The following is a 22162-nucleotide window of genomic DNA, read 5'->3' as shown; positions in this document are numbered from 1 at the left end:
GACCGTAGTCGCCGCCCCCGTACGGCCATACCGTGTGCCCGTGCAACCGAGCCAGCCCACGCCGCCCTTCAACTTCCCCGCCGCGCGCCGCCTCCGGGAGGCGCTGGGCATGGCGCCGGGGCACGTCGCGTACGGCATGCGGGCCAGTTACGGCCTCGCGCATGTCACGCCGGACACCGTCATGGCGTGGGAGCGCGGGCTCGCCGCGCCGAACGCCGCCGAGCTGGCCGCGCTCGCGGCGACGCTGTGGTGTTCGCCGGGCGAGCTGATGGGCGCGGCCACGACGCTGCGGGAGCACCGTCTCGCCCGCGGCCTCGCCCCGGAGGACGTGGCGCGCGGGGCGGGCGTGGAGATCCAGACGTATCTGCGCATGGAGGAGACCAACGAGTGGCGCGGCACGGACCGCCAGTCCGCGGCCCTGGCCCGCACGCTACGGCTCCCGCTGCCCGACTTCGTCACGGTGACGGGCCGCGCCGACGACCTCGCGGAGCTGTTGCGCAGCGCGGTGACGACCCGCTGGCAGGGCTATGTCCGCCCGGTCAGCAAGCTGCTCGCCGTGGAGAAGCGCGACCTGGAGGGCCCCCTGCGCAAGCTCCACGAGGACTACCAGTCCCGGATGGTGCGCACACTCAGCTGGGGCGGCGGCGCGGGCGCGGACGCGTCGGGACACGCGGGCCGCGACTTCCTGGACCGGATCCTGGACCACTTCTGGCCGATGGTTCCGGACTTCACGGGTTGAGGCGCCACAGGTTCGCCCTGGTCACCGCGCAGGGGAAAATCATCGGCATGGAATTCGCTCCACGCCGAAACGACGGCACGGTGGCTGTAGTCACGGCCGTCGTCGACATCATGGTCGTGCTCTGCGCGGGCTACGGCTTCGTCCTGTCCGGGCTGTCCTTCGGGGCGCCGAGCCCGCAGGAGGTGCAGGACGCGGCGGCCGCGCGGGAGAGCGTTCTGGCGTTCCTGGCGTGGCTGGTGGTCGGCGGGTGCTGCCTCGCCGCGGTGTTCCGGTGCTGGAAGACCGCCGTGACGCACCTGATCCTCGTGGGGCTGCCGCTCCTTGTGGGGCTGGGGTTCCAGGGGGCCAACTGACACACGCCCCGGCACCGCCGCGACCGCCGCAGCCGCCCAGCCGCCGCGACCGCCTAGAAGACCGACTCCGCCTCGTCCATCCGGTCCTTCGGCACCGTCTTCAGCTCGGTGACCGCCTCGGCGAGCGGGGCCATCACGATGTCCGTGCCACGCAGCGCGGTCATGTGGCCGAAGTCGCCGCGGTGCACGGCCTCCACGGCGTGCCAGCCGAAGCGGGTGGCGAGGACGCGGTCGTACGCCGTCGGCGTACCCCCGCGCTGGACGTGGCCGAGGATGACCGGCTTGGCCTCCTTGCCGAGGCGGCTCTCCAGCTCGTACGCGAGGGCCGTGCCGATGCCCTGGAAGCGCTCGTGGCCGAACTGGTCGATGGCGCCCTTGCCGTAGTTCATGGTGCCGTCGGCGGGGTGCGCGCCCTCGGCGACGCAGATCACGGCGAACTTCTTGCCGCGCGCGAACCGCTCCTCGACCATCTTGACCAGGTCGGCCGGGTCGAAGGGGCGCTCGGGCAGGCAGATGCCGTGGGCGCCGCCCGCCATGCCGGACTCCAGGGCGATCCAGCCGGCGTGGCGGCCCATGACCTCGACGACCATGACGCGCTGGTGGGACTCGGCGGTGGTCTTCAGGCGGTCCATCGCCTCGGTGGCGACGCCGACCGCGGTGTCGAAGCCGAAGGTGCGGTCCGTGGAGGAGATGTCGTTGTCGATGGTCTTCGGGACGCCGACGACCGGCACGCCCGCGTCGGACAGCATCTTCGCGGCCGTCAGCGTGCCCTCGCCGCCGATCGGGATGAGCGCGTCGAAGCCGCTCTTCTCGATGAGCTCCTTGGCGTTGTCGCAGGCGGCGCGGAAGCGGGCGCGCTCCAGGCGGGAGGAGCCGAGGATGGTGCCGCCACGGGAGAGGATGCCGCTGACCGCGTTCAGGTCGAGGGTGCGGTAGCGGCCGTCCAGCAGGCCCGCGTATCCGTCCTCGAAGCCGATGACCTCGTCGCCGTAGTTCGTGACCGCTCGGTGCACGACCGACCGGATCACTGCGTTGAGGCCCGGGCAGTCGCCGCCCGCGGTGAGAATTCCGATACGCATCGCGCTGTGTCTCCTGCTCGCTGCTGGTACTTGTGAGCCGATCCGATTGTTCCACGGCCCCGGCGGGGCCGCCGCCCGTTGTCCGCTCTGCGGCCTAGCCAGCCGCAGAGGTATTGTCAAGAGGGCACAGCCAACAATATCGGGTGTATTTCCGGCGCTGCCGGAGCTGCCCTCCCCCTCCTCACCAGCGAAGACGTAAGTCTGAGAAGAAACGGAGAGCACGCGTGACGCGCAGCGTGTACGTGACCGGGATCGACCGGGGAGACGGCCGTCAGGTCGTCGAGCTGGGAGTCATGGAGCTCCTGACCCGTCAGGTCGACCGCGTGGGCGTCTTCCGCCCGCTCGTCCACGACGGACCCGACCGCCTCTTCGAGCTGCTCCGCGCCCGCTACCGGCTCGCGCAGGACCCCGCGTCCGTGTACGGCATGGACTACCACGAGGCGTCCGCGCTGCAGGCCGAGAAGGGCACCGACGAGCTGGTCTCCCAGCTCGTCGACCGCTTTCACGCCGTCGCCCGCGCGTACGACGTGGTCCTGGTCCTCGGCACCGACTTCGCCGCCACCCAGCTCCCCGACGAGCTGGCGCTGAACGCCCGGCTCGCGAACGAGTTCGGCGCCTCGGTCCTGCCCGTGGTCGGCGGCAAGAACCAGACCGCCGAGTCGGTGCGCGCCGAGACCCGCAACGCCCACCGCGCCTACGACAGCCTCGGCTGCGACGTCCTCGCGATGGTCACCAACCGGGTCGCCCCGGCCGACCGCGACGAGATACACGAGCGCCTGGCGGCCCGCCTCCCGGTGCCCTGCTACGTCCTGCCGGACGAGCCCGCCCTGGCCGCGCCGACCGTCGCGCAGATCACCCACGCCCTCGGCGGCAAGGTGCTCCTCGGCGACGACTCGGGCCTGGCCCGCGACGCCCTGGACTTCGTCTTCGGCGGCGCCATGCTGCCGAACTTCCTGAACGCCCTGACCCCGGGCTGCCTGGTCGTGACCCCCGGCGACCGCGCCGACCTGGTCGTGGGCGCGCTCGCCGCGCACAGCGCGGGCACCCCGCCCATAGCGGGCGTCCTGCTGACCCTGAACGAGCAGCCGGGCCCGGAGATCCTGCGCCTGGCCGACCGGCTCGCCCCCGGCACGCCCGTGGTCGCCGTGACCGGCGGGTCCTTCCCGACGGCGCAGGAGCTGTTCGCCCTGGAGGGCAAGCTGAACGCGGCGACACCACGCAAGGCGGAGACCGCACTCGGCCTCTTCGAGCGGTACACCGACACCGCCGACCTGCTCAAGCGCCTCTCGGTCTCCGGCAGCGACCGCCTCACGCCGATGATGTTCGAGCACAAGCTCCTGGAGCGGGCCCGCGCCGACCGCCGCCGCGTGGTCCTGCCCGAGGGCACCGAGGAGCGCGTGCTGCGCGCCGCCGACGTGCTCCTACGCCGGGGCGTCTGCGACCTGACGCTGCTCGGCCCGGTGGAGGCCATCCGCAAGAAGGCCGCCGACCTGGGCATCGACCTGAAGGACGCGCAGCTCATCGACCCGGCCACGTCGGAGCTGCGGCAGGGCTTCGCCGAGGAGTACGCGCGCCTGCGCGCCCACAAGGGCGTGACGGTCGAGCTGGCGTACGACGTGGTGGCGGACGTGAACTACTTCGGCACGCTGATGGTGCAGGGCGGCCTGGCCGACGGCATGGTGTCGGGCTCGGTGCACTCGACCGCGGCCACCATCCGGCCAGCCTTCGAGATCATCAAGACGAAGCCCGAGGCGTCGATCGTCTCGTCCGTCTTCTTCATGTGCCTGGCCGACAAGGTCCTCGTGTACGGCGACTGCGCCGTCAACCCGGACCCGAACGCCGTCCAGCTCGCCGACATCGCCGTGCAGTCGGCCGCCACCGCCGACCAGTTCGGCGTCGAGCCGCGCATCGCGATGCTGTCGTACTCCACCGGTACCTCGGGATCGGGCGCCGACGTGGACAAGGTCCGCGAGGCCACCGAGCTGGTGCGCGGGCAGCGCCCGGACCTGAAGATCGAGGGCCCGATCCAGTACGACGCGGCCGTCGAGCCGTCGGTCGCGGCCACCAAGCTGCCGGACTCCGACGTCGCGGGCCAGGCCAGCGTGCTGATCTTCCCCGACCTGAACACCGGCAACAACACCTACAAGGCCGTGCAGCGCTCGGCCGGCGCGATCGCCGTCGGCCCGGTCCTGCAAGGCCTGCGCAAGCCCGTGAACGACCTGTCCCGCGGCGCGCTCGTCCAGGACATCGTGAACACCGTCGCCATCACGGCGATCCAGTCCCAGACCCCCACCGCCCCGTCCCCCACCGAGAAGGCAACCGCCCAGTGAGCGCCACCCGTGTCCTCGTCCTCAACTCCGGCTCCTCGTCGGTGAAGTACCAGCTGCTGGACATGGCGGACAGCAGCCGTCTGGCCGTGGGCCTCGTCGAGCGCATCGGCGAGGAGACCTCCCGGCTCAAGCACACCCCGCTGGCGGGCGACGGCGCCGAGCGCGAGCGCACCGGACCGATCGCGGACCACGAGGCCGCCCTGAAGGCCGTCGCCGCGGAGCTGGCCGCCGACGGGCTCGGCCTGGACTCGCCCGAACTGGCCGCGATCGGCCACCGGGTCGTGCACGGCGGCAAGCACTTCACCGAGCCGACGGTCGTCGACGACGCGGTGCTCGCCGAGATCGAGCGCCTGATCCCGGTGGCGCCGCTGCACAACCCGGCCAACCTCACCGGCATCCGCACCGCCCAGGCGCTGCGCCCCGACCTGCCCCAGGTCGCCGTCTTCGACACCGCCTTCCACACGACGATGCCGGAGGCGGCCGCCCGCTACGCCATCGACGTGGCGACGGCCGACGAGCACCGCGTGCGCCGCTACGGCTTCCACGGCACCTCGCACGCGTACGTCTCGCGCACGACCGCGGAGCTGCTCGGCAAGGCCCCCGAGGACGTGAACGTCATCGTGCTGCACCTCGGCAACGGCGCGTCCGCGTCGGCCGTGCGCGGCGGCCGGTGCGTGGACACCTCGATGGGGCTGACGCCGCTTGAAGGTCTGGTGATGGGCACGCGGTCGGGAGATCTGGACCCGGCCGTCATCTTCCATTTGGCGCGCGTCGGCGGGCTGTCCATCGACGAGATCGACACTCTTCTGAACAAGAAGAGCGGCCTTATCGGTCTGTGCGGCGACAACGACATGCGGGAGATCCGCCGCCGTATCGACGAGGGCGACGAACAGGCGCGTCTCGCCTTCGACATCTACATTCACCGGCTGAAGAAGTACATCGGCGCCTATTACGCGGTTCTCGGCCGGGTGGACGCGATCGCGTTCACGGCGGGTGTCGGCGAGAACGCGGCGCCGGTGCGCGCGGCCGCCGTCGCGGGCCTTGAGGAGCTGGGCCTCGCGGTGGACGGCGAGCTGAACTCCGTACGGAGTGACGAGCCGCGGCTGATCTCGCCGGAGTACGCCCGGGTGAAGGTCGCCGTCGTGCCGACCGACGAGGAACTGGAAATCGCCGCGCAGACTTATGCACTGGTCGGGCGGCATGGATAGCGGCTTCGTCCGCATGGGCAACTGAGCGCCACCTCGCCCATTTGTATCTTCCGCCAGATGGAATATTCCGAAGCGAAACAAACCGATAGGATCGCCCCCATGCGCCGTTCCAAAATCGTTTGCACGCTGGGCCCCGCCGTCGACTCCGAAGATCAGCTCGTTTCGCTGATCGAGGCCGGAATGAACGTGGCCCGCTTCAACTTCAGCCACGGCACGCACGCCGAGCACCAGGGCCGGTACGACCGCGTCCGGGCCGCGGCGGAGCGCACGGGCCGCGCGATCGGCGTCCTCGCCGACCTGCAGGGCCCGAAGATCCGCCTGGAGACCTTCGCCGAGGGCCCCGTCGAGCTGGTGCGCGGTGACGAGTTCACCATCACCACCGAGGACGTGCCCGGCGACAAGTCGATCTGCGGCACGACCTACAAGGGTCTGCCCGGCGACGTCTCCAAGGGCGACCAGGTCCTCATCAACGACGGCAACGTCGAGCTGCGCGTCGTCGAGGTCGCGGGCCCGCGCGTGAAGACGATCGTCGTCGAGGGCGGCGTCATCTCCGACCACAAGGGCATCAACCTGCCCGGCGCGGCCGTGAACGTCCCCGCCCTGTCCGAGAAGGACATCGACGACCTGCGGTTCGCGCTGAAGATGGGCTGCGACATGGTCGCGCTCTCCTTCGTGCGCGACGCCGACGACGTCAAGGACGTCCACAAGGTGATGGACGAGGAGGGCCGCCGGGTCCCCGTCATCGCCAAGGTGGAGAAGCCGCAGGCGGTGGCGAACATGGAGGGCGTCGTCGCGGCCTTCGACGCCGTCATGGTGGCGCGCGGCGACCTGGCCGTGGAGTATCCGCTGGAGAAGGTCCCGATGGTGCAGAAGCGCCTCGTGGAGATGTGCCGCCGCAACGCCAAGCCGGTGATCGTCGCGACCCAGATGATGGAGTCGATGATCACCAACTCCCGCCCCACGCGCGCCGAGGCGTCCGACGTCGCCAACGCGATCCTGGACGGCGCGGACGCGGTCATGCTGTCGGCCGAGTCCAGCGTGGGCGCGTACCCGATCGAGACCGTCAAGACGATGTCGAAGATCGTCACGGCGGCCGAGGAGGAGCTGCTCGCCAAGGGCCTGCAGCCGCTGGTCCCCGGCAAGAAGCCGCGCACGCAGGGCGGTTCGGTGGCCCGCGCCGCCTGCGAGATCGCCGACTTCCTCGACGGCAAGGCCCTGGTCGCCTTCACCAAGTCCGGTGACACCGCCCGCCGCCTGTCCCGCTACCGCGCGGCCCAGCCGATCCTCGCCTTCACCACCGACACGAGCACCCGCAACCAGCTCGCGCTGAGCTGGGGCGTCGAGGCGTACGTCGTGCCGCACGTGGACAACACGGACGCGATGGTCGAGCTGGTCGACGCCGAGGTGCTCAAGCTCCAGCGCTACAACGAGGGCGACACCATGGTCATCACGGCCGGTTCGCCCCCCGGCATCCCCGGCACCACCAACATGGTCCGCGTCCACCACCTGGGTGGCGGCGACCGCGACTGAGCCACGGGTCCACGGTCCGGCCCCCGACCAAGTTGCCGGACCGGGACCCGTTCTCTTCCGTACGACGTCGTGCGCGACGGCTTCCGTACGGCACCGAGGGCGCCCCCTGCGACAGGGGGCGCCCTCGGTGTTCGACGTGCCGCGGCTCCCGGAACGGGACTCGGGGCTCAGTCGGTGATCGACTGGTGCAGACCGGGGATGGTCAGCTCGCCGCCGAACTGGCCCGCCTGCTGCACCTTCACGTTGGTGAAGTAGATCAGCGGCAGGTTGAGCGGCGGCGGGTGCTCCGGGTCGAACGTGATCGGGATCAGACCGAAGAGGTTGCCCGAGATCCGCTCGGTGTACATCGTCGTGTCGCCGTTACGGATCGTGGACGTGGAGCCCTTGGCCGCCTGCACGTGGTACTTCTTGCCGTTCGGGCTCTCGACGATCTGGTGCAGGTCGCCGATGTCCGTGCCGCCGCTGATGATGTACTTCAGCGCCTGCTTGGTCCGGCCGTCGGGCGTCTTCAGGTTCACGACGCCCTTGTAGTCCGCGCCCTTCAGGAGCAGCGAGCTGGCCTCCAGGTGCCACGGCTGGTTGGGAATCGGCGCGGGCGACTGCTCGTCGTCACCGTCGACCTTCTTCTCCACCACGCACGGGAACGGCTTCTTGCCGTCCTCGTCCGGCGCCATCGGGTCCTTGGACTCCTCGGACTCCTCCGCGCCGTCCTCGTCCTCGCCCTCGGCCTTGTCCTTGGCCTTGTCCGCGGCCTTCTCGGCCTTGTCGGCGAGGTCGTCGGCCTTCTCGGCGGCGTCCTTCAGGCGGTCCTCGGCCTTGTCGGAGGTGTCCTTCAGGCCGTCCTTCACCTTGCCGAGGGTGTCCTCGACGGGCTTGGTGGCCCGGTCGGAGTCGTCGCCGTCCTTGGCGTCGTCGTCCGAGGAGCCCGAGGACTTCCCGTCGCCCGACTCCTCCTTCGCCGCCCGTTCCTCCTGGGCCTTCTCCTCCTCGGCCTTCTCCTCCTGGGCCTTCTTCTCCTCAGGCGTCAGGATGTCCTTGATGGCGTCGCCGAGGCCCAGCGGGTCCAGCGGGTTCTTGGGCTTGTCGGGGGCGGGCTCGTCGGCCGCGTCCTCGTCGTCCTTGCCGCTGTCCCCGGACCCCGAGCCGTCCTCGTCCGCGTCGCCGCCCGAGGGCTTCGACGTACCGGACCCGTCCGAGGACCTGTCGCCGTCCTCGCCGTCCTTCCCGTCCTCGCCGTCGGCCTTGTCCTTGGCCTCGTCGGCCTTCTCGCGCGCGGCCTCAGCCTTCTCGGCGGCCTCCTTCGCGGCCTTCTCCTTGGCGTCCTGCTCGTCCTTCGCGTCCTTGTCGGCGTCCTTGGACTGCTCGTCCGGCGCCGTGACGCAGGGGCCGTCCCGGAAGGGGTTCTTGGGCACGCCCGGCTTCGCCTGTGCGAGCTGGGGGGTCAGGCCCATGCCCATCAGTACGGCGGTGGGCATGGCCGCGAGGGCTATCGCCTTCCCCGCGGGCACATGCAGCCGGGTAAGGAGCGGCTTCTTCGGGGCCGCGTGCCGCGGCCCCGTTCTCACACGGGACGTGTCCGCATCAGTCCCGCGGCGCGCCTCGTCAGCCGGCACGGTGCCTCCCGTTCGTCCCGTTCGTCGGGCTCGTTCCTGACAGGTCATCGGTCGCACCGCCCGTCTCCGGTACGGCTCCGTTCGCGGCCCCCGCGGCCGCGGGGGCCGGAGCCCCGTCGTCGGATCCCCCGGCGTCCGGCGCCTGCGCGCCGCGCCTGGAGCGCTTCTCGGGCTTGAACGGCATCCAGGAGACGCCGAGCGCGCCGCCGACGAGGGCGAGCAGGAAGCCCATGACGAAGCCGCCGAAGTTGGACACCACCAGGGAGACCAGGGCGAGCAGGATCGCCGCGACGCCCGCGAACACGCGGGACATCGGCTGGAACCACATGGTCAGGCCGAGCACGACCAACAGCACACCGATGATCAGCGATCCGGCACCGGCGGTGGTCGCCATCCGGATGGTCATCGTGCCCAGGGTGAGGTTCGCATAGGGGAAGTACATGATCGGGATGCCGCCGAGCAGTGTCAGCAGTCCACCCCAGAACGGGCGCTGACCGCGCCACCCTCGGAACGATTGGCGCATCCGGCCAAGCCTGTTGCCAAGGCCCACTTGCGCTTCGGCGCTCATGTCGTACAGCTCCTCGGGTATGGCGTTTGGTTCTGTGTGTGCGGATTCGGGCACGGGGACGGCTGGTTGATGTGCGTGACGGCGCCCCCGCGCCCGGCCGGGTGAACGAGGCCGCTACCGCCTCAGTAGCACTCGTGCTTGCCCTTCTTGACCGACATGCCGAGGCCAGAGAGCTTGAAGGTGCCGGCCGTGGTCGCCCACGCGCGCTGCTTCACATCGGTGAAGCGGACCTTGTCGGCCTGCTGCGCGAACGAGTCCGGGACGTACTTGTCGCCCTTGGCCGGACCCGGGCCCTTCGTCGTACGGTCGATCGAGACACCGATGTCGACATTGGTGAAGGTCGCGTTGGCCTTCAGGTCGTCGGCGTCGATGTACAGCTTCTTCGCCTCGACCCTCGGGCTGCCCTTGCCACCGGCCTTGAGGACCATCGACACATCGCCGAAGACCGGAACCGGGACGACCACGGACTGGCAGAGGTTGGTGATCTTCGCCGAATCCATGCCGACGACGGCGACCGGGTGGTTACCCGACTTGCCGCTGTCCATCCCGCCGTACTGGACGAATCCCGTACCGTCGAGCTGATCCGCGGTCACCTTGAACTGCTGACCGGACACACTGAACGATGCCGCGAGCGCACCCTGCGAGAGGGCCACGCCTATCGCGGCGGTCGCCGCGACGCTCGGCACCATGACCACGGCGAACCGCTTCCATCTGGTTCCGCCACGAGCCACGGACTCCATGACTTTCCTCCTTCTCGGACGTACATCTCCGGCCCTGGCTGCTCCCGTTCGGGCGGCTCAGCCGGGCAGGGATGGGAGAAGTGCTACGTCCTCGGTAGGGAGAGCGCCCGCGTCAAGGGGCGCGCAGCGCGCCTCGATCACCGGCGATCACCCCCGAGCGACAACCACTGGTCGCGCCTGACGCATCACGCACAACCTTGCTGGACAGGCCCTGCCGGAACCGGCAGAGACCCCCCTGTCCAAGGTCGGCGACGGCGTCGCCGGCCTGCCCGGTGGGGACCCAGAATTCCCGTCTCCCGATTGGCTTTCGGGCTGCGGGCAATGGACCGAGCGTGGCCGATCGTGGTGCATTCTCGGCGTCCGCACAAGGGGGTTCGTTACTCGCTGGTAACGGCGGGATAACCGACCCGGCACCGCCCGGCATCGACCAACGACAGACGGTGGCCCCAACAGGGGCAAAATATCGGGTGATTGATGAAGAGAAGCGGACAGATCGCCGCCTCGCTCTTACTCCAAGTAACAGTGGCCGCGTTTGCCAAGATTCGGCAAAACGCGGCCACTGTGACACTGCCTCGGCAGAGTTTTCACTTGCGCACCACGGCCCGTTGCGCATCACCACAGGTCAGCGAACGGGCCGGGGCAATTCCGACAGTTTGCCGGGGTCGGGGCCCAAGGGCCCCCGCCCAGCGGTCAGTCGGCGGTCAGAAGAGCACGCGGGCGAGCGCCGTGCGCGCCGACGTCACCCGCGGGTCGTCGCCGCCGACGACCTCGAAGAGTTCGAGCAGCCGCAGCCGCGCGGCCTCCCGGTCCTCGCCTGCGGTGCGCCGGACCGTCTCCACCAGACGCCCGAAGGCGTCCTCGACATGGCCGCCGACCAGGTCCAGGTCGGCCGCGGCGATCTGCGCGGCCGGGTCGCCGGGCTTCTCCGCGGCGTCCTTGCGGACCACGGCGGGGTCCAGGTCCTGCACCCGGCGCAGGAGTTCGGCCTGGGCGAGGCCGAGCTTGGCCTCGGTGTTGCCGGGGTCGTCGCTCAGCACGTTCTTGTACGCCTGGACGGCGCCGCCGAGGTCGCCCGCGTCCAGGGCCTGGACGGCCGCTTCGAGCAGGGCGTCATAGGGGCCCGCCGGGGCGGCGGGGGCGGCCTGCGGCTCGTCGCCGGAGGCGTTCGGGTCGACGACCAGGCCGGTCAGGCCGAAGCGCTCCTCGCCGACCTGGATCAGCTGGTCCAGGGTCTGGCGGATCTGCGCCTCGGGGGCCGCGCCCTGGAAGAGCGGCAGGGCCTGGCCCGCCACGACCGCGAAGACCGCCGGGATGCCCTGCACCCCGAACTGCTGCATCAGCATCTGGTTCGCGTCGACGTCGATCTTCGCGAGGACGAACCGGCCGTTGTACTCCTGCGTCAGGCGCTCCAGGAGCGGGCTGAGCTGCTTGCACGGCTCGCACCACTCGGCCCAGAAGTCGATGACGACCGGTACTTCGGTGGAGCGCTGCAGGACGTCCCGCTCGAAACCCGTCTCGTCGACGTCGATGACGAGACTCGCGGGAGAGACACCGGCGCCCGCGCCGGGGCCGCCCTGCCGGGCCGCTTCGGCGCGCGCCTGCTCCGCCTTCGCCTTGGCCTCCTGGGCCGCCTTCACCGCGGCGAGGTCGACGACTCCGCTCATGGACATGTTCCGTGGCTGCATGAGTACATCCTCCCCCAAGCCGCATGCGAACCGTGCCCGTCCGCGGCTCTCCGCCGGATTGCGGTGCCGCGGGCCGAACCGATTCGCCTGTTCCTCCGGACCCCGAGGAGGGCCGTGGATCTCGCGGGGTCCCCACCCCGCGCTGTGGTTGCCGCCCGACGGGCGGTGAGAGTCGCTCGCAGCGGTCTGCCGCCGTACGCGGCTTTCGCTACGGCTCGTAGCGTAACTGCACGACACGGGGCGCGGCAGCGGACGTAACGTGATCTGCCTCACTCGGCGCTGGTCACGCTGGTCATACTGGCCGGTATGGTCGCGGGCATGCAGAGCCGCGACACACCGCCGACGCGCGCCGGGGGCCGCCCCCGCAGCACCGAGGCGGACACCGCCATCCTCGAAGCGACCAGGCAGGCCCTGGTCGACCTCGGCTGGACCAAGCTGACCCTGGGCGACGTGGCCACCCGGGCGGGGGTCGCCAAGACCACGCTCTACCGGCGCTGGGCGGGCAAGAGCGAGCTGGTCGTGGACGCGGTGGCCGAGCTGTTCGACGAGCTGGAGCTGCCCGACCGGGGCAGCCTCGCGGCCGACATCGAGGGCGTGGTGCTCCAGTTCGCGGCGCTGCTCGGGCGCCCCGAGACCAGGACGGCCCTGATGGCCGTGGTCGCCGAGTCCACGACGGACGGCCCGCTGCGCGAGCGCATCCGCACGTCGATCGTGGAGCGGCAGAAACGTCTTGTCCTGGAGGGCCGCGAGCGCGCCCAGGCCCGCGGCGAGCTCCCCGTGGAGCCCGACCCCGAGACGGCGGGCCGCACCGCGGACCTCATCTTCGACGTGACGGCGGGCGCGGTGGTGCACCGGGCGCTGGTCAGCGCGGAACCGGTGGACGTGGAATGGGCCCACCGGTTCACGACGCTGCTGTTGGGGGGCTTGGCGGCGACAACGACAGCCCCGTGAGGGGCGCGGGGAACTACCCGACCAGCCCCGTAAGGGGCGCGGGGAACTGCGCGACCAGCCCCCACGGCCCGCAGCAGAGAATCACACCTGGTATCGGTCGGCCGCGAACAGGTGGAGGTTCTCGGCGACCCACGCGGAGGTCAACTTCAGCCCCTCCCGCAGGGAGACTTCGGGCACCCACCCCGAAAGCTCTCGCGCGAGCGAGTTGTCGGAGAGCAGCCTCTCCACCTCGCTTCCAGCGGGCCGCATCCGCGCGGGATCGGCGACGACGACGGCGTCCCGGCCGCTCGCGGTGATGAGCTCCTGGGCCAGGTCCCCGATGGATATCTCCCGGCCCACGCCGAGGTTGACCACCTGGCCGACGGCGGCGTCGTGCTCCGCCACGGCGAGGAACCCGCGCGCGGTGTCGGTGACGTAGGTGAAGTCACGGGTGGGCGTGAGCGAACCGAGCTTGATCTCACGGGCCCCGACGTGGAGTTGGGCGAGGATCGTGGGGATGACGGCGCGGGCGGACTGCCGGGGGCCGTACGTGTTGAAGGGCCGCACGACGGCGACGGGCAGCTCGAAGGCGTGCCAGTGGGACAGCACGGTCATGTCGGCGCCGATCTTCGACGCGGAGTACGGCGACTGCGGCTGGAGGGGGTGGCTCTCGCTGATGGGGACGGTCAGGGCGGTGCCGTACACCTCGCTGGTCGAGGTGTGGACGAGGCGGCGGACGGAGTGGCGGCGGCAGGCCTCGGCGATGTTCTCCGTGCCGACGACGTTGGTCTGCACGTACGCGCCGGGTGAGTCGTAGGAGTACGGGATGCCGATGAGCGCGGCGAGGTGGAAGACGGTGTCGCAGCCGTCGACGGCGTCCATGACGCGCCCGGCGTCGCGCACGTCACCGGCGACGAGCTCGACGCGCGGGTCCCCGGCGAGGTGCGCGAGGTGGCCCTTGTCGCCGTACGGCTTGTAGTGGACGAAGGCGCGCACCTTCGCGCCCCGCTCCAGGAGCTGGTCGACGAGGGTGGAGCCGATGAAGCCCTCGGCGCCGGTGACGAGGACGGTGCGGTCGCGCCAAGAAAAGGGGGCGGGGGTGTTCGGGGCCAGGGCGTTCATGCGGCGTACTCCAGGTGGTCGGTGCGGTGGGTGAGGTGCAGGACCCGCTCGGCGAGCAGGTCGGCGGCGCGGGCGTGCGGGCCGGGGTCGGCGGCGCCGCTCATCGCGGCGAGCCGGGCGGGTTCGGCGAGTAGCGGTTCGAGGAGCCCGGCGAGCCGGTCGGCGGTGGTCTCGGTGTCGGGCAGGAGGAGCCCGGCGCCGGCGTCGGAGAGGACCCGGGCGTTGTGGGTCTGGTGGTCGCCGGGGGCGTGCGGGTAGGGCACGAGGACGGCGGGGACGCCGGTGGCGGCGAGTTCGGCGACGGTGGCGGAGCCCGCGCGGCAGACGACGAGGTCGGCGGCGGCGTAGGCGAGGTCCATCCGGTCGAGGTAGGGCACGGCGCGGGCGACCGCGTCCCCGCCTTCGTACGCGAGCCGCCGCCGCGTCTCGTCGAGGGCGGCGGGACCGGTCTTGATCAGCAGGGATACGTCGCCACGCCACCGCCAGCGCGCGGCGAGCCCGAGCGCGGCCTCCGTGAGGCGGGCGGCGCCGAGGCTGCCGCCGTTGAAGAGGACGAGGCGGGCCCCTTCGGGCACGCCGAGGGCGCGCCGGGCCTCGGCGCGCAGCGCGTCCCGGTCCAGGGCGGCGAGGGCGGCGGCGATGGGCATGCCGGTGGTGACGGCGCGGTCGCCGCCCGGCAGGTGGGCGCGGCTGCGGTCGAAGGCGACGGCGATGTGCGGGGTGAGGCGGGCGGCGAAGCGGTTGGCTCGGCCCGGGACGGCGTTGGACTCGTGGATGAGGCTGGGCAGGCCTGCCATGCGGGCGCCGACGATGACGGGGGCGCTCGGGTAGCCGCCCATGCCGACGGCGACCTGCGCGCCCTGCTCGCGCAGGATGGCCCGGCACTGGGCGCCGGACTTCACCAGGGCGGCGGGCAGCAGATAGCGGCGGGCGCCGAGGGACGGGTCGAAGGGGATCATGTCGACGGTGTGCAGCCGGTACCCGGCCTCGGGGATGAGCCGGGTCTCCAGGCCGCGCTCGGTGCCCACGAAGGAGATCACCGCGTCCGGCACGGCGCGGCGCAGGGCGTCGGCGAGGGCGAGACCCGGGTAGATGTGGCCGCCGGTGCCGCCCGCGCCGATCACGACGGACAGCGGCCTGTACGTGTGGGTCGCCGCGGCGCGGGCCGCGGCGGGAGTGACGGGAGTTCTCATGACGCCGGAGCTTCGCGACCCGTCCTAAGAGGGTTTTAAGAGCCGGGTTTGGCACCTTTGGTGCATGAGTTCGTTCCTGTGCCGCACGAGGTGCGGTCTTCCCGGGACCCGGCCCGCCCCGGGCGCCGCCGCATGACGCCGCCGCCCGCGCGCGCCGCGTACGCCTCTAAAGTCCTTGTCGTCGACGACGACCCCGAAGTGCGTGCCGCCGTCGAGGACGCGCTGAGCGTCGAGGGCCATCTGGTGCGCGGTGCCGCCGACGGCCACCGCGCGCTGACCGCGGTGGCCAGGTGGGAGCCGGACCTCCTCGTCCTGGACGTGAAGATGCCCGTGCTCGACGGCCTCGCCGTGTGCCGGAGGCTGCGCGCGGCGGGCGACCGCACCCCGGTCCTCGTCCTGACGGCTCTGGACTCGGTGAGCGACCGCGTCGACGGCCTGGACGCGGGGGCCGACGACTACCTGGTCAAGCCGTTCGCCCTGGACGAGCTGGTGGCGCGGGTCCGGGCACTCCTGCGCCGGGCCGCCCCCGACCCGGCGGGCCCCGGCGGCCCGGAAGCCGACGGCGACGCCCTCTCGTACGGCGATCTGACGCTCGACACCCGGACCCGCACCGGCGAGCGCGCCGGGCGCCGCATCGAGTTCAGCCGCACCGAGGCGACGCTCCTGGAACTCCTGCTGCGGAACTCCGGGCAGGTCCTGCCCCGCGAACTGATCCACGAGGCGGTGTGGGGCCGCGACTTCGGCCCTGACTCCAACTCCCTCGCGGTGTACGTCGGTTATCTGCGCCGCAAGCTGGAGTCCGGCGGCGAGGCGCGGCTCGTGCACACCGTGCACGGCGTCGGCTACCGGCTCGGTTCGCCGTGAGCGCCCCCGGAGGCGGCCGCCGCCGCGCCCTGGGCGCCCGCTGGCGGCGGCGCCGTCCGCTGCGCACCCGCCTCGCGGTGGCGGCGTCCGCCGCGGTGGCGCTGGTCGCGATCTGCGTCTGCACGGCGTCGTTCTTCGTGCTCCGCTACAAGCTGTACCAGCAGCTCGACCAGAACCTCGCCCAGTCGGCGACGCTGGCCGCGCAGGAGCACCGGTCCGGGGAGCGGGACCACGGCGTCCTCGCGGGCGAGTGCCGTTTCCTGGGCGCACCAGCCTGCGCGCAGATCGTCCCCGCCGCCGCGGCCGACGACCCGGAGAAGCCGTACCTGCTGCCCGTGAACCGCTCAACGCGGCAGGTCGCGGCGGGTGAACTCGCCCCCTACTACTCGAACTTCACCCTCCCAGGCGGCAAGCCGGGGCGCATGTTCACCACCACCTACGGCAAGGGCGCGGCCGTCCAGGTGGCGCTGCGCGCCGACATCGCCGAGCGCGGGGTGCGGCAGACGGCGGCGATCCTGTCGGTGGTGGGCGGCGCGGGCATCCTGCTGTCCGCGCTCGGCGGCTACTGGGTCTCCCGTACGGGGCTCGCGCCCGTCGCGCGGCTCACGGCGACGGCGGAGCGCATCGCCGCGACCCGCGACGCCCGGCACCGCATCGAGCTGCCGCCCGGGCCGCCCGGCGGCCGCGGCGAGGACGAGGTGACGCGGCTCGCCACCGCCTTCAACACCATGCTCGGCGAGCTGGAGGAATCCGTCGCGGCCCGCCGCCGCCTCGTCGCCGACGCCTCGCACGAGTTGCGTACGCCGCTGACGTCGTTGCGTACGAACGCCGAACTCCTCGGCCGCGCGGACCGCTTGACGCCGGAGCAGCGGGACCGCGCGTCGGCCGCGCTCGGCCGTCAGCTGCGCGAGGTCACCGGCCTGGTCAACGACCTGATCGAACTGGCCCGCGACGAGGAGCCGCAGCCGCTCCTGGAGGAGGTACGGGTCGCCGCGCTGACCGAGCACGTCGTGAACGCGGCGCGCGAGCACTGGCCCGCGATCGTCTTCACGTACGACGTCGCTCCGGACGCGGCCGGGCTGACGCTGCCCGGCGTGCCCGCGCGACTCGCCCGCCTGGTCACCAACCTCCTCGACAACGCGGCGAAGTTCAGCCCGGCCGGGGCGGTGGTGGAGGTGTCCCTGACCACGGCGGGCCTGACCGTCCGGGACCACGGCCCCGGCATCGCCCCGGAAGACCTGCCGCACGTCTTCGACCGCTTCTACCGCGCCGAACGGGCCCGTGCGCTGCCCGGCTCCGGCCTGGGCCTGGCCATGGCACGCCAGATCGCCCGGGCCCACGGCGCGGAACTGACGGCGGAACAGGCCCCGGGCGGCGGGGCGTTGTTCCGCCTGACGTGGCCGACCTAGGTCAGCGGGCGCCGAGGCCGCCGTCCTTCACACCGCCCACGAAGTCGGCGAACGCGCGGGCGGGGAGGTGGAGGACGGGGCCGTCGGGGTGCTTGGAGTCGCGGACGGGGACTGTGCCGTGGGCGGCGGCGAGGTTGACGGCGACCTCCATGCACTGGCCGCCGTTGCCGCTGTGGGAGGACGTGAACCAGCGCGGGGATTCGGTGTTCACGAGGCGCCCTTCAGTCCGTTCACGAAGCACGAAAACGCGTCGGCGCGAACGTGCACGACGGGGCCGTCCGGACGCTTGGAGTCGCGGACCGGAACTATGCCGTGTGCGGCGACGAGGTTAGCGGCGACCTCTATGCACTGGCCGCCGTTGTCGCTGTAGGAGGACGTGAACCAGCTCGGGGATGCGGTGTTGCCGAAGTCGCCGCCCTTCACGCCACCCACGAAGTCGGCGAACGCGCGAGCGTGGACGTCCAGGACCGGGCCGTTCGGACGCTTGGAGTCTCGGACGGGGACTGAGATTCGGCAGTCACGAGGCGCCCTTCAGACCGTTCACGAAGCACGAGAACGCGTCGGCGCGGACGTCCACGACAGGGCCCTTCGGACGCTTGGAGTCGCGGACCGGGACTGAGATTCGGCAGTCACGAGGCGCCCTTCAGACCGTTCACGAAGCACGAGAACGCGTCGGCGCGGACGTCCACGACAGGGCCCTTCGGACGCTTGGAGTCACGGATGGGGACTATGCCGTGCGCGGCGGCCAGGTTGACGGCGACCTCGACACACTGACCGCCGTTGTTGCTGTAGGAGGACGTGAACCAACGTGGCACTTCGGTCGTCACAAGGTGCCCTTTCGTCATGCGCGTGGGATCCGGGATCAGATACTCCCGAGCCCTCCGGCCTTCACGCCGTCCACGAAAGACGAGAACGCGCGGGTCGGGAAGCCCAGAACCGGACCTTCCGGACGCTTGGAGTCACGGACGGGGACCACGCCGCGCGAGGCGACGAGGTTGGCAGCAATTTCGACGCAGGCCCCGCCGTTCTCGCTGTACGAAGACGCGAACCAACGGGGGGTTTCGGTAGTCACGGGGTGCCCTTTCGTAGCTCGTTGAGCATGGTCACGGATGCCGCCTGAGAGAGCGCTTCGGCCTGCAATTGATGGTAGGCCGTCAGCAGGGGTAGCACGAATGTGTTGTCCCGTTCGAGGTGGCCCCGCTGTGCGGACTCGGCGTACGACACCAGCGAGCGGTCCGCCAGCGTCAGGAGGTAGATCGGCAGACTGAGTGGGCGGCGATCCCCCATTTCGAACAGGGCCACCTGGAGCACGGTGTTCGGCAACTCGGCGAACTCAACCAGGCGCGCGAACTGAGCCTCCATGACGGCGGGTTCACCGATCGGTCGACGGAGACAGCTCTCGTCCAGCACCACGAAGACCAACGGTGGGGGCGTCCGGGTGAGGGACGCCTGCCGCTCCGCAACGAGCGCGATCCGCTCCTCCGCCTGCTCGCTTGTGATCGCCCCACGCTTGACGGCACCGTCGCGTACTCCGGGGTCTGGAGCAGTCCGGGAATGACACCCACCTCGTACACCCGGATCTCGGCCGCCTCCGCTTCGTGATCGACGAACTGCGGAAAGCCCTCCAGCAAGCCCGCGTTGCGCACCACCCGCCACGCGCGTTCGAACGTTTCCTCGGCCCCAAAAGCCACGTCCAAACGCCGCGCGAGGCGCAAGGTTGGCATCTTTCGGCCGGTTTCGACGGAGGAGAGATGTGTACTGGAGTACCCCATGCGTTCGGCCAACTCGTCCTGAGTCCAGCCGCGTTCCTCACGCCAACTGCGCACACGCGCCCCGAAGGCTGCCTTCGGAGAGCTGTCCGGGTCCAACTCCTTGCGGTTCAACGGGCCTTCACCAACCTTTCCTCCCCCGCGTCCACGTTGAATGGTTCTCCCAACGTAGGCCACGCTGAAGCCCCTTGGTAGTGGATTCGCTACGGAGAGGTACGAACATGGCCGACATCCCGACCCCCGGCACCCTCGTCCTGGACATCTCACGCGACCTGCTCGGCGAGTTCCGGGGCGAGTGGTGCGGACTCTGGTCCCTGCGCCCGATCACCGGCGGGCGGGAGTGGACCGTCGCCCCGGAGAACACCCAACCGGCCACCCCCGCACAGCAGTTGAGGGCGCGTACCGCGAAGGCGAACGCCCGCAGCCGGGGCGAGCTGCTGTGACCGCGCAGCACCCCACGGCGGCCCCGAGGAGCCGGGCGCACCGGCCCGCGGTGTTCAGCACAGCGGCGGGCATCCGCCCAGGCACCGTGCGGGAGGTCGACGGCGCGTTCGTCGTCCTGGACCGCCCGACGGGCATGACGTGGCGGGTCCACTACCGGCACCTGCGCCGGGCCACGGCCTGGGAGCACCGCCAGCTCCCGGCCCTGGCCCGGCTGCACGCGCAACGCCTGCGCGGAACCGATTCGCCCGGCGCCGCCGCCCTCCGGCGGGAGGGCTAGAAGCCCGCGGGCTCCGTGTAGACGCCCCACTCGTCGCGCAGGACCCCGCAGATCTCGCCGAGCGTCGCCTCGGCGCGGACGGCGTCCAGCATGGGTGCGATCATGTTGGACCCGTCGCGGGCGGCGGCGAGCATGGCGTCGAGGGAGGTCCGGACGCGGGCCTCGTCCCGGTGCCCCTTGCGGTCGGCGAGCACACGCACCTGCTCCCGCTCGACCTCGTGGCTGACGCGCAGGATCTCCAGGTCACCGGTCACGGAGCCGTGGTGGGCGTTGACGCCGACGACCCGCTTGTCGCCCTTCTCCAGGGAGCGCTGGTACTGGAAGGCGGATTCGGCGATCTCGCCGGTGAACCAGCCGTCCTCGATGCCGCGCAGGATGCCGGAGGTGATGGGGCCGATGGGGTGCTGCCCGTCGGGGTGAGCCCGGCGGCCCCGCTCCTTGATCTGCTCGAAGATCTTCTCGGCGTCGGCCTCGATGCGGTCGGTGAGCTGCTCGACGTACCAGGAACCGCCGAGCGGGTCGGCGACGTTGGCGACGCCCGTCTCCTCCATGAGGACCTGCTGGGTGCGCAGGGCGATCTCGGCGGCCTGCTCGCTGGGCAGGGCGAGGGTCTCGTCGAGGGCGTTGGTGTGGAGGGAGTTCGTGCCGCCGAGGACGGCGGCGAGGGCCTCCACGGCGGTGCGGACCACGTTGTTGTACGGCTGCTGGGCGGTCAGCGAGACGCCCGCCGTCTGCGTGTGGAAGCGCAACCACTGGGCCTTGTCGGACTTGGCGCCGTACACGTCCTTCATCCAGCGCGCCCAGATCCGCCTGGCCGCACGGAACTTGGCGATCTCCTCGAAGAAGTCGACGTGGGCGTCGAAGAAGAAGGAAAGTCCCGGGGCGAAGACGTCGACGTCGAGGCCCCGGCTGAGGCCCAGCTCGACGTAACCGAAGCCGTCCGCGAGGGTGTACGCAAGCTCCTGCGCGGCCGTCGCCCCTGCCTCGCGGATGTGGTAGCCGGAGACCGAGAGGGGCTTGTAGGCGGGGATGTCGCGGGCGCAGTGCTCCATCAGGTCGCCGATGAGGCGCAGATGGGGCTCGGGCTCGAAGAGCCACTCCTTCTGCGCGATGTACTCCTTGAAGATGTCGGTCTGGAGCGTGCCGTTGAGCACGCCCGGGTCGACGCCCTGCCGCTCGGCGGCGACCAGGTACATGCAGAAGACGGGGACGGCGGGGCCGCTGATCGTCATGGACGTGGTCACGTCACCGAGCGGGATGTCCTTGAACAGGACCTCCATGTCGGCGGCCGAGTCGATGGCGACACCGCAGTGGCCGACCTCGCCGAGGGCGCGCGGGTCGTCGGAGTCGCGCCCCATGAGCGTCGGCATGTCGAAGGCGACGCTGAGGCCGCCGCCGCCGGCGGCGAGGATCATCTTGTACCGCTCGTTCGTCTGCTCGGCGTTGCCGAAGCCCGCGAACTGGCGGATCGTCCACGTACGCCCGCGATACCCCGTGGGGTACAGGCCGCGCGTGAACGGATACTCGCCGGGCCATCCGATGCGCTCGAAGCCGTCATAGGTGTCCCCGGGCCGGGGCCCGTAGGCAGGCTCGACCGGGTCTCCGGAGAGCGTCGTGAAATCGGCGTCGCGCTTCTTCGCGGCGTCGTACCGGGCCTGCCAGCGGCGGCGGCCCTCTGCGATGGCGTCAGCGTCCATGCCACCAATTTACTTGGACGTCCTAGTAAATGTCGATGGCCAACCGCCACGGACACGCCGTGGCGGGGGTGTGGCGCGGGTGTGGCCCGGGTGCGGTGCGGGCCTCAGGCCTTGGCGAGCGGGGTCGCGGGGTCCGTGATCAGCGGCTCGACCTCGCGGACGACGCCTCGTTCGACGAAGAACGCGGCCGTCGGGATGGTGCCGGACACAAGGACCCAGAGCAGCTTGCCGAACGGCCACTTCGCCTTGGAGCCGAGGTCGAAGGCGAAGACCAGGTAGATGATGAAGAGGACGCCGTGGATCTGGGAGACCGCGAGCGTCAGGCCCTCGCCCTTGTCGAAGCCGTACTTGGCCACCATGCAGGCGCACAGGATCAACAACATGACGGCGGTGACGTAGGCCATTACCCGGTAGCGGGTCAGCACGCTGCGTTTCATGGCTACGAGCGTAGCCCGCTCCCCCACGCGATCTTCAGCTGCCCCTTTCCTCCCACCCACCCGCCCCTGCTCGCACCAGGCCTCCCACCGGCCCGGCACCCTCAGCCTCCCCGGAGCTCCCCCGATCGGCGCTCCGCGCCTCGTCCTCAATCGCCGGACAGGCTCACTCCCACCC

At 71.1% G+C, this 22162-nt stretch carries 24 protein-coding genes and 1 pseudogene; 10 read left to right on the top strand and 15 right to left on the bottom strand.

The genetic code is table 11. The annotated features are described in order from the left end of the window. Positions 1 to 109: 109 nt before the first annotated feature. A complete protein-coding gene (locus tag OO63_RS30265) occupies positions 110 to 739 on the top strand; it encodes a helix-turn-helix domain-containing protein (RefSeq protein WP_037755258.1) in 630 nt (209 codons plus the stop codon). A 47-nt stretch (positions 740 to 786) separates the two neighbouring features. Continuing rightward, on the top strand, positions 787 to 1092 hold the full coding sequence (locus OO63_RS30260; protein ID WP_157854082.1) for a hypothetical protein: 306 nt from the start codon (positions 787 to 789) through the stop codon (positions 1090 to 1092). 53 nt (positions 1093 to 1145) lie between these two features. Here OO63_RS30260 and OO63_RS30255 read toward each other — a convergent pair whose 3' ends face one another. Then, a complete protein-coding gene (locus tag OO63_RS30255; protein WP_030362458.1) occupies positions 1146 to 2171 on the bottom strand; it encodes an ATP-dependent 6-phosphofructokinase in 1026 nt (341 codons plus the stop codon). Positions 2172 to 2395: 224 nt separating this feature from the next. On the opposite strand from OO63_RS30255, the gene pta reads away from it, so the two are divergent. The 3 genes from pta to pyk all read left to right on the top strand — a co-directional run bounded on the left by pta (position 2396) and on the right by pyk (position 7239). Next, positions 2396 to 4501, top strand: a complete 2106-nt coding sequence (gene pta / locus OO63_RS30250) for a phosphate acetyltransferase (RefSeq protein ID WP_030362457.1) — start codon at positions 2396 to 2398, stop codon at positions 4499 to 4501. Beyond that, entirely contained in the window at positions 4498 to 5709 is a 1212-nt protein-coding gene (locus OO63_RS30245) for an acetate kinase (RefSeq protein ID WP_030362456.1), read from the top strand. The genes pta and OO63_RS30245 overlap by 4 nt, the downstream gene beginning before the upstream one ends. Positions 5710 to 5808: 99 nt before the next feature. Then, positions 5809 to 7239: a pyruvate kinase gene (pyk, locus tag OO63_RS30240; RefSeq protein ID WP_030362455.1), complete on the top strand. Its 1431-nt coding sequence runs from the start codon at positions 5809 to 5811 to the stop codon at positions 7237 to 7239. A gap of 167 nt (positions 7240 to 7406) precedes the next feature. Here pyk and OO63_RS30235 read toward each other — a convergent pair whose 3' ends face one another. The 4 genes from OO63_RS30235 to OO63_RS30220 all read right to left on the bottom strand — a co-directional run bounded on the left by OO63_RS30235 (position 7407) and on the right by OO63_RS30220 (position 11845). After that, the gene (locus OO63_RS30235; protein WP_030362454.1) at positions 7407 to 8852 is read right to left on the bottom strand and encodes a hypothetical protein; all 1446 of its coding nucleotides are present in this window, start codon (positions 8850 to 8852) and stop codon (positions 7407 to 7409) included. Further along, the gene (locus OO63_RS30230) at positions 8842 to 9420 is read right to left on the bottom strand and encodes a DUF6114 domain-containing protein (RefSeq protein WP_030362453.1); all 579 of its coding nucleotides are present in this window, start codon (positions 9418 to 9420) and stop codon (positions 8842 to 8844) included. The genes OO63_RS30235 and OO63_RS30230 overlap by 11 nt, the downstream gene beginning before the upstream one ends. Positions 9421 to 9542: 122 nt before the next feature. Beyond that, complete coding sequence (locus tag OO63_RS30225) at positions 9543 to 10160, bottom strand: DUF6230 family protein (protein WP_030362452.1); 618 nt, start codon at positions 10158 to 10160, stop codon at positions 9543 to 9545. Positions 10161 to 10861: 701 nt separating this feature from the next. Further along, positions 10862 to 11845, bottom strand: a complete 984-nt coding sequence (locus OO63_RS30220) for a tetratricopeptide repeat protein (RefSeq protein ID WP_030362451.1) — start codon at positions 11843 to 11845, stop codon at positions 10862 to 10864. Positions 11846 to 12163: 318 nt separating this feature from the next. Here OO63_RS30220 and OO63_RS30215 point away from each other — a divergent pair, with 318 nt between their 5' ends. Then, positions 12164 to 12796 (top strand): TetR/AcrR family transcriptional regulator, encoded by a 633-nt coding sequence (locus OO63_RS30215; RefSeq protein ID WP_030362450.1) that lies wholly within the window; start codon positions 12164 to 12166, stop codon positions 12794 to 12796. Positions 12797 to 12877: 81 nt separating this feature from the next. Here the strand turns inward: OO63_RS30215 and OO63_RS30210 are convergent, their stop codons facing one another. Then, positions 12878 to 13897, bottom strand: a complete 1020-nt coding sequence (locus OO63_RS30210) for a GDP-mannose 4,6-dehydratase (protein WP_030362449.1) — start codon at positions 13895 to 13897, stop codon at positions 12878 to 12880. Next, entirely contained in the window at positions 13894 to 15090 is a 1197-nt protein-coding gene (locus OO63_RS30205) for a UDP-N-acetylglucosamine--N-acetylmuramyl-(pentapeptide) pyrophosphoryl-undecaprenol N-acetylglucosamine transferase (RefSeq protein ID WP_051811340.1), read from the bottom strand. Before OO63_RS30205 ends, OO63_RS30210 begins: the two co-directional genes overlap by 4 nt. A 132-nt stretch (positions 15091 to 15222) precedes the next feature. Between OO63_RS30205 and OO63_RS30200 the strand changes: the two genes are divergently transcribed. Continuing rightward, positions 15223 to 15954 (top strand): response regulator transcription factor, encoded by a 732-nt coding sequence (locus OO63_RS30200; RefSeq protein ID WP_030362447.1) that lies wholly within the window; start codon positions 15223 to 15225, stop codon positions 15952 to 15954. Further along, the gene (locus tag OO63_RS30195) at positions 15951 to 17363 is read left to right on the top strand and encodes a sensor histidine kinase (protein ID WP_030362446.1); all 1413 of its coding nucleotides are present in this window, start codon (positions 15951 to 15953) and stop codon (positions 17361 to 17363) included. The genes OO63_RS30200 and OO63_RS30195 overlap by 4 nt, the downstream gene beginning before the upstream one ends. Before the next feature lies 1 nt (position 17364). Here OO63_RS30195 and OO63_RS30190 read toward each other — a convergent pair whose 3' ends face one another. From OO63_RS30190 to OO63_RS41725, 6 genes and pseudogenes are all read right to left on the bottom strand, one after another. After that, positions 17365 to 17574 (bottom strand): DUF397 domain-containing protein, encoded by a 210-nt coding sequence (locus tag OO63_RS30190; protein ID WP_030362445.1) that lies wholly within the window; start codon positions 17572 to 17574, stop codon positions 17365 to 17367. Continuing rightward, positions 17571 to 17873, bottom strand: a complete 303-nt coding sequence (locus OO63_RS30185; RefSeq protein ID WP_282916685.1) for a DUF397 domain-containing protein — start codon at positions 17871 to 17873, stop codon at positions 17571 to 17573. Before OO63_RS30185 ends, OO63_RS30190 begins: the two co-directional genes overlap by 4 nt. A 7-nt stretch (positions 17874 to 17880) precedes the next feature. Then, positions 17881 to 17985, bottom strand: a complete 105-nt coding sequence (locus OO63_RS44065) for a DUF397 domain-containing protein (protein WP_078619466.1) — start codon at positions 17983 to 17985, stop codon at positions 17881 to 17883. 7 nt (positions 17986 to 17992) lie between these two features. Next, entirely contained in the window at positions 17993 to 18190 is a 198-nt protein-coding gene (locus OO63_RS30180) for a DUF397 domain-containing protein (protein ID WP_030362443.1), read from the bottom strand. A gap of 35 nt (positions 18191 to 18225) precedes the next feature. Further along, on the bottom strand, positions 18226 to 18435 hold the full coding sequence (locus OO63_RS44060; RefSeq protein ID WP_078619461.1) for a DUF397 domain-containing protein: 210 nt from the start codon (positions 18433 to 18435) through the stop codon (positions 18226 to 18228). After that, positions 18432 to 19246 (bottom strand): annotated as a pseudogene (locus OO63_RS41725) (helix-turn-helix domain-containing protein). Before OO63_RS41725 ends, OO63_RS44060 begins: the two are co-directional and overlap by 4 nt. A 107-nt stretch (positions 19247 to 19353) precedes the next feature. On the opposite strand from OO63_RS41725, the gene OO63_RS30170 reads away from it, so the two are divergent. After that, entirely contained in the window at positions 19354 to 19575 is a 222-nt protein-coding gene (locus tag OO63_RS30170) for a hypothetical protein (protein WP_051811339.1), read from the top strand. After that, complete coding sequence (locus OO63_RS30165; protein ID WP_157854081.1) at positions 19572 to 19853, top strand: hypothetical protein; 282 nt, start codon at positions 19572 to 19574, stop codon at positions 19851 to 19853. The genes OO63_RS30170 and OO63_RS30165 overlap by 4 nt, the downstream gene beginning before the upstream one ends. On the opposite strand, the gene icmA is transcribed toward OO63_RS30165, so the two are convergent. Then, on the bottom strand, positions 19850 to 21550 hold the full coding sequence (icmA, locus tag OO63_RS30160) for a coenzyme B12-dependent isobutyryl-CoA mutase large subunit (protein ID WP_030362440.1): 1701 nt from the start codon (positions 21548 to 21550) through the stop codon (positions 19850 to 19852). The two genes, OO63_RS30165 and icmA, sit on opposite strands and share 4 nt — an antisense overlap. Before the next feature lie 104 nt (positions 21551 to 21654). After that, positions 21655 to 21987 (bottom strand): DUF3817 domain-containing protein, encoded by a 333-nt coding sequence (locus OO63_RS30155; RefSeq protein ID WP_030362439.1) that lies wholly within the window; start codon positions 21985 to 21987, stop codon positions 21655 to 21657. Positions 21988 to 22162 lie beyond the last annotated feature (175 nt).

Origin of the sequence: Streptomyces alboflavus (assembly GCF_000716675.1) — a bacterium.
Lineage (GTDB): Bacteria > Actinomycetota > Actinomycetes > Streptomycetales > Streptomycetaceae > Streptomyces > Streptomyces alboflavus.
Note: the sequence above shows the minus strand (reverse complement) of the source record. Positions and strands in the feature narration are given on the sequence as shown.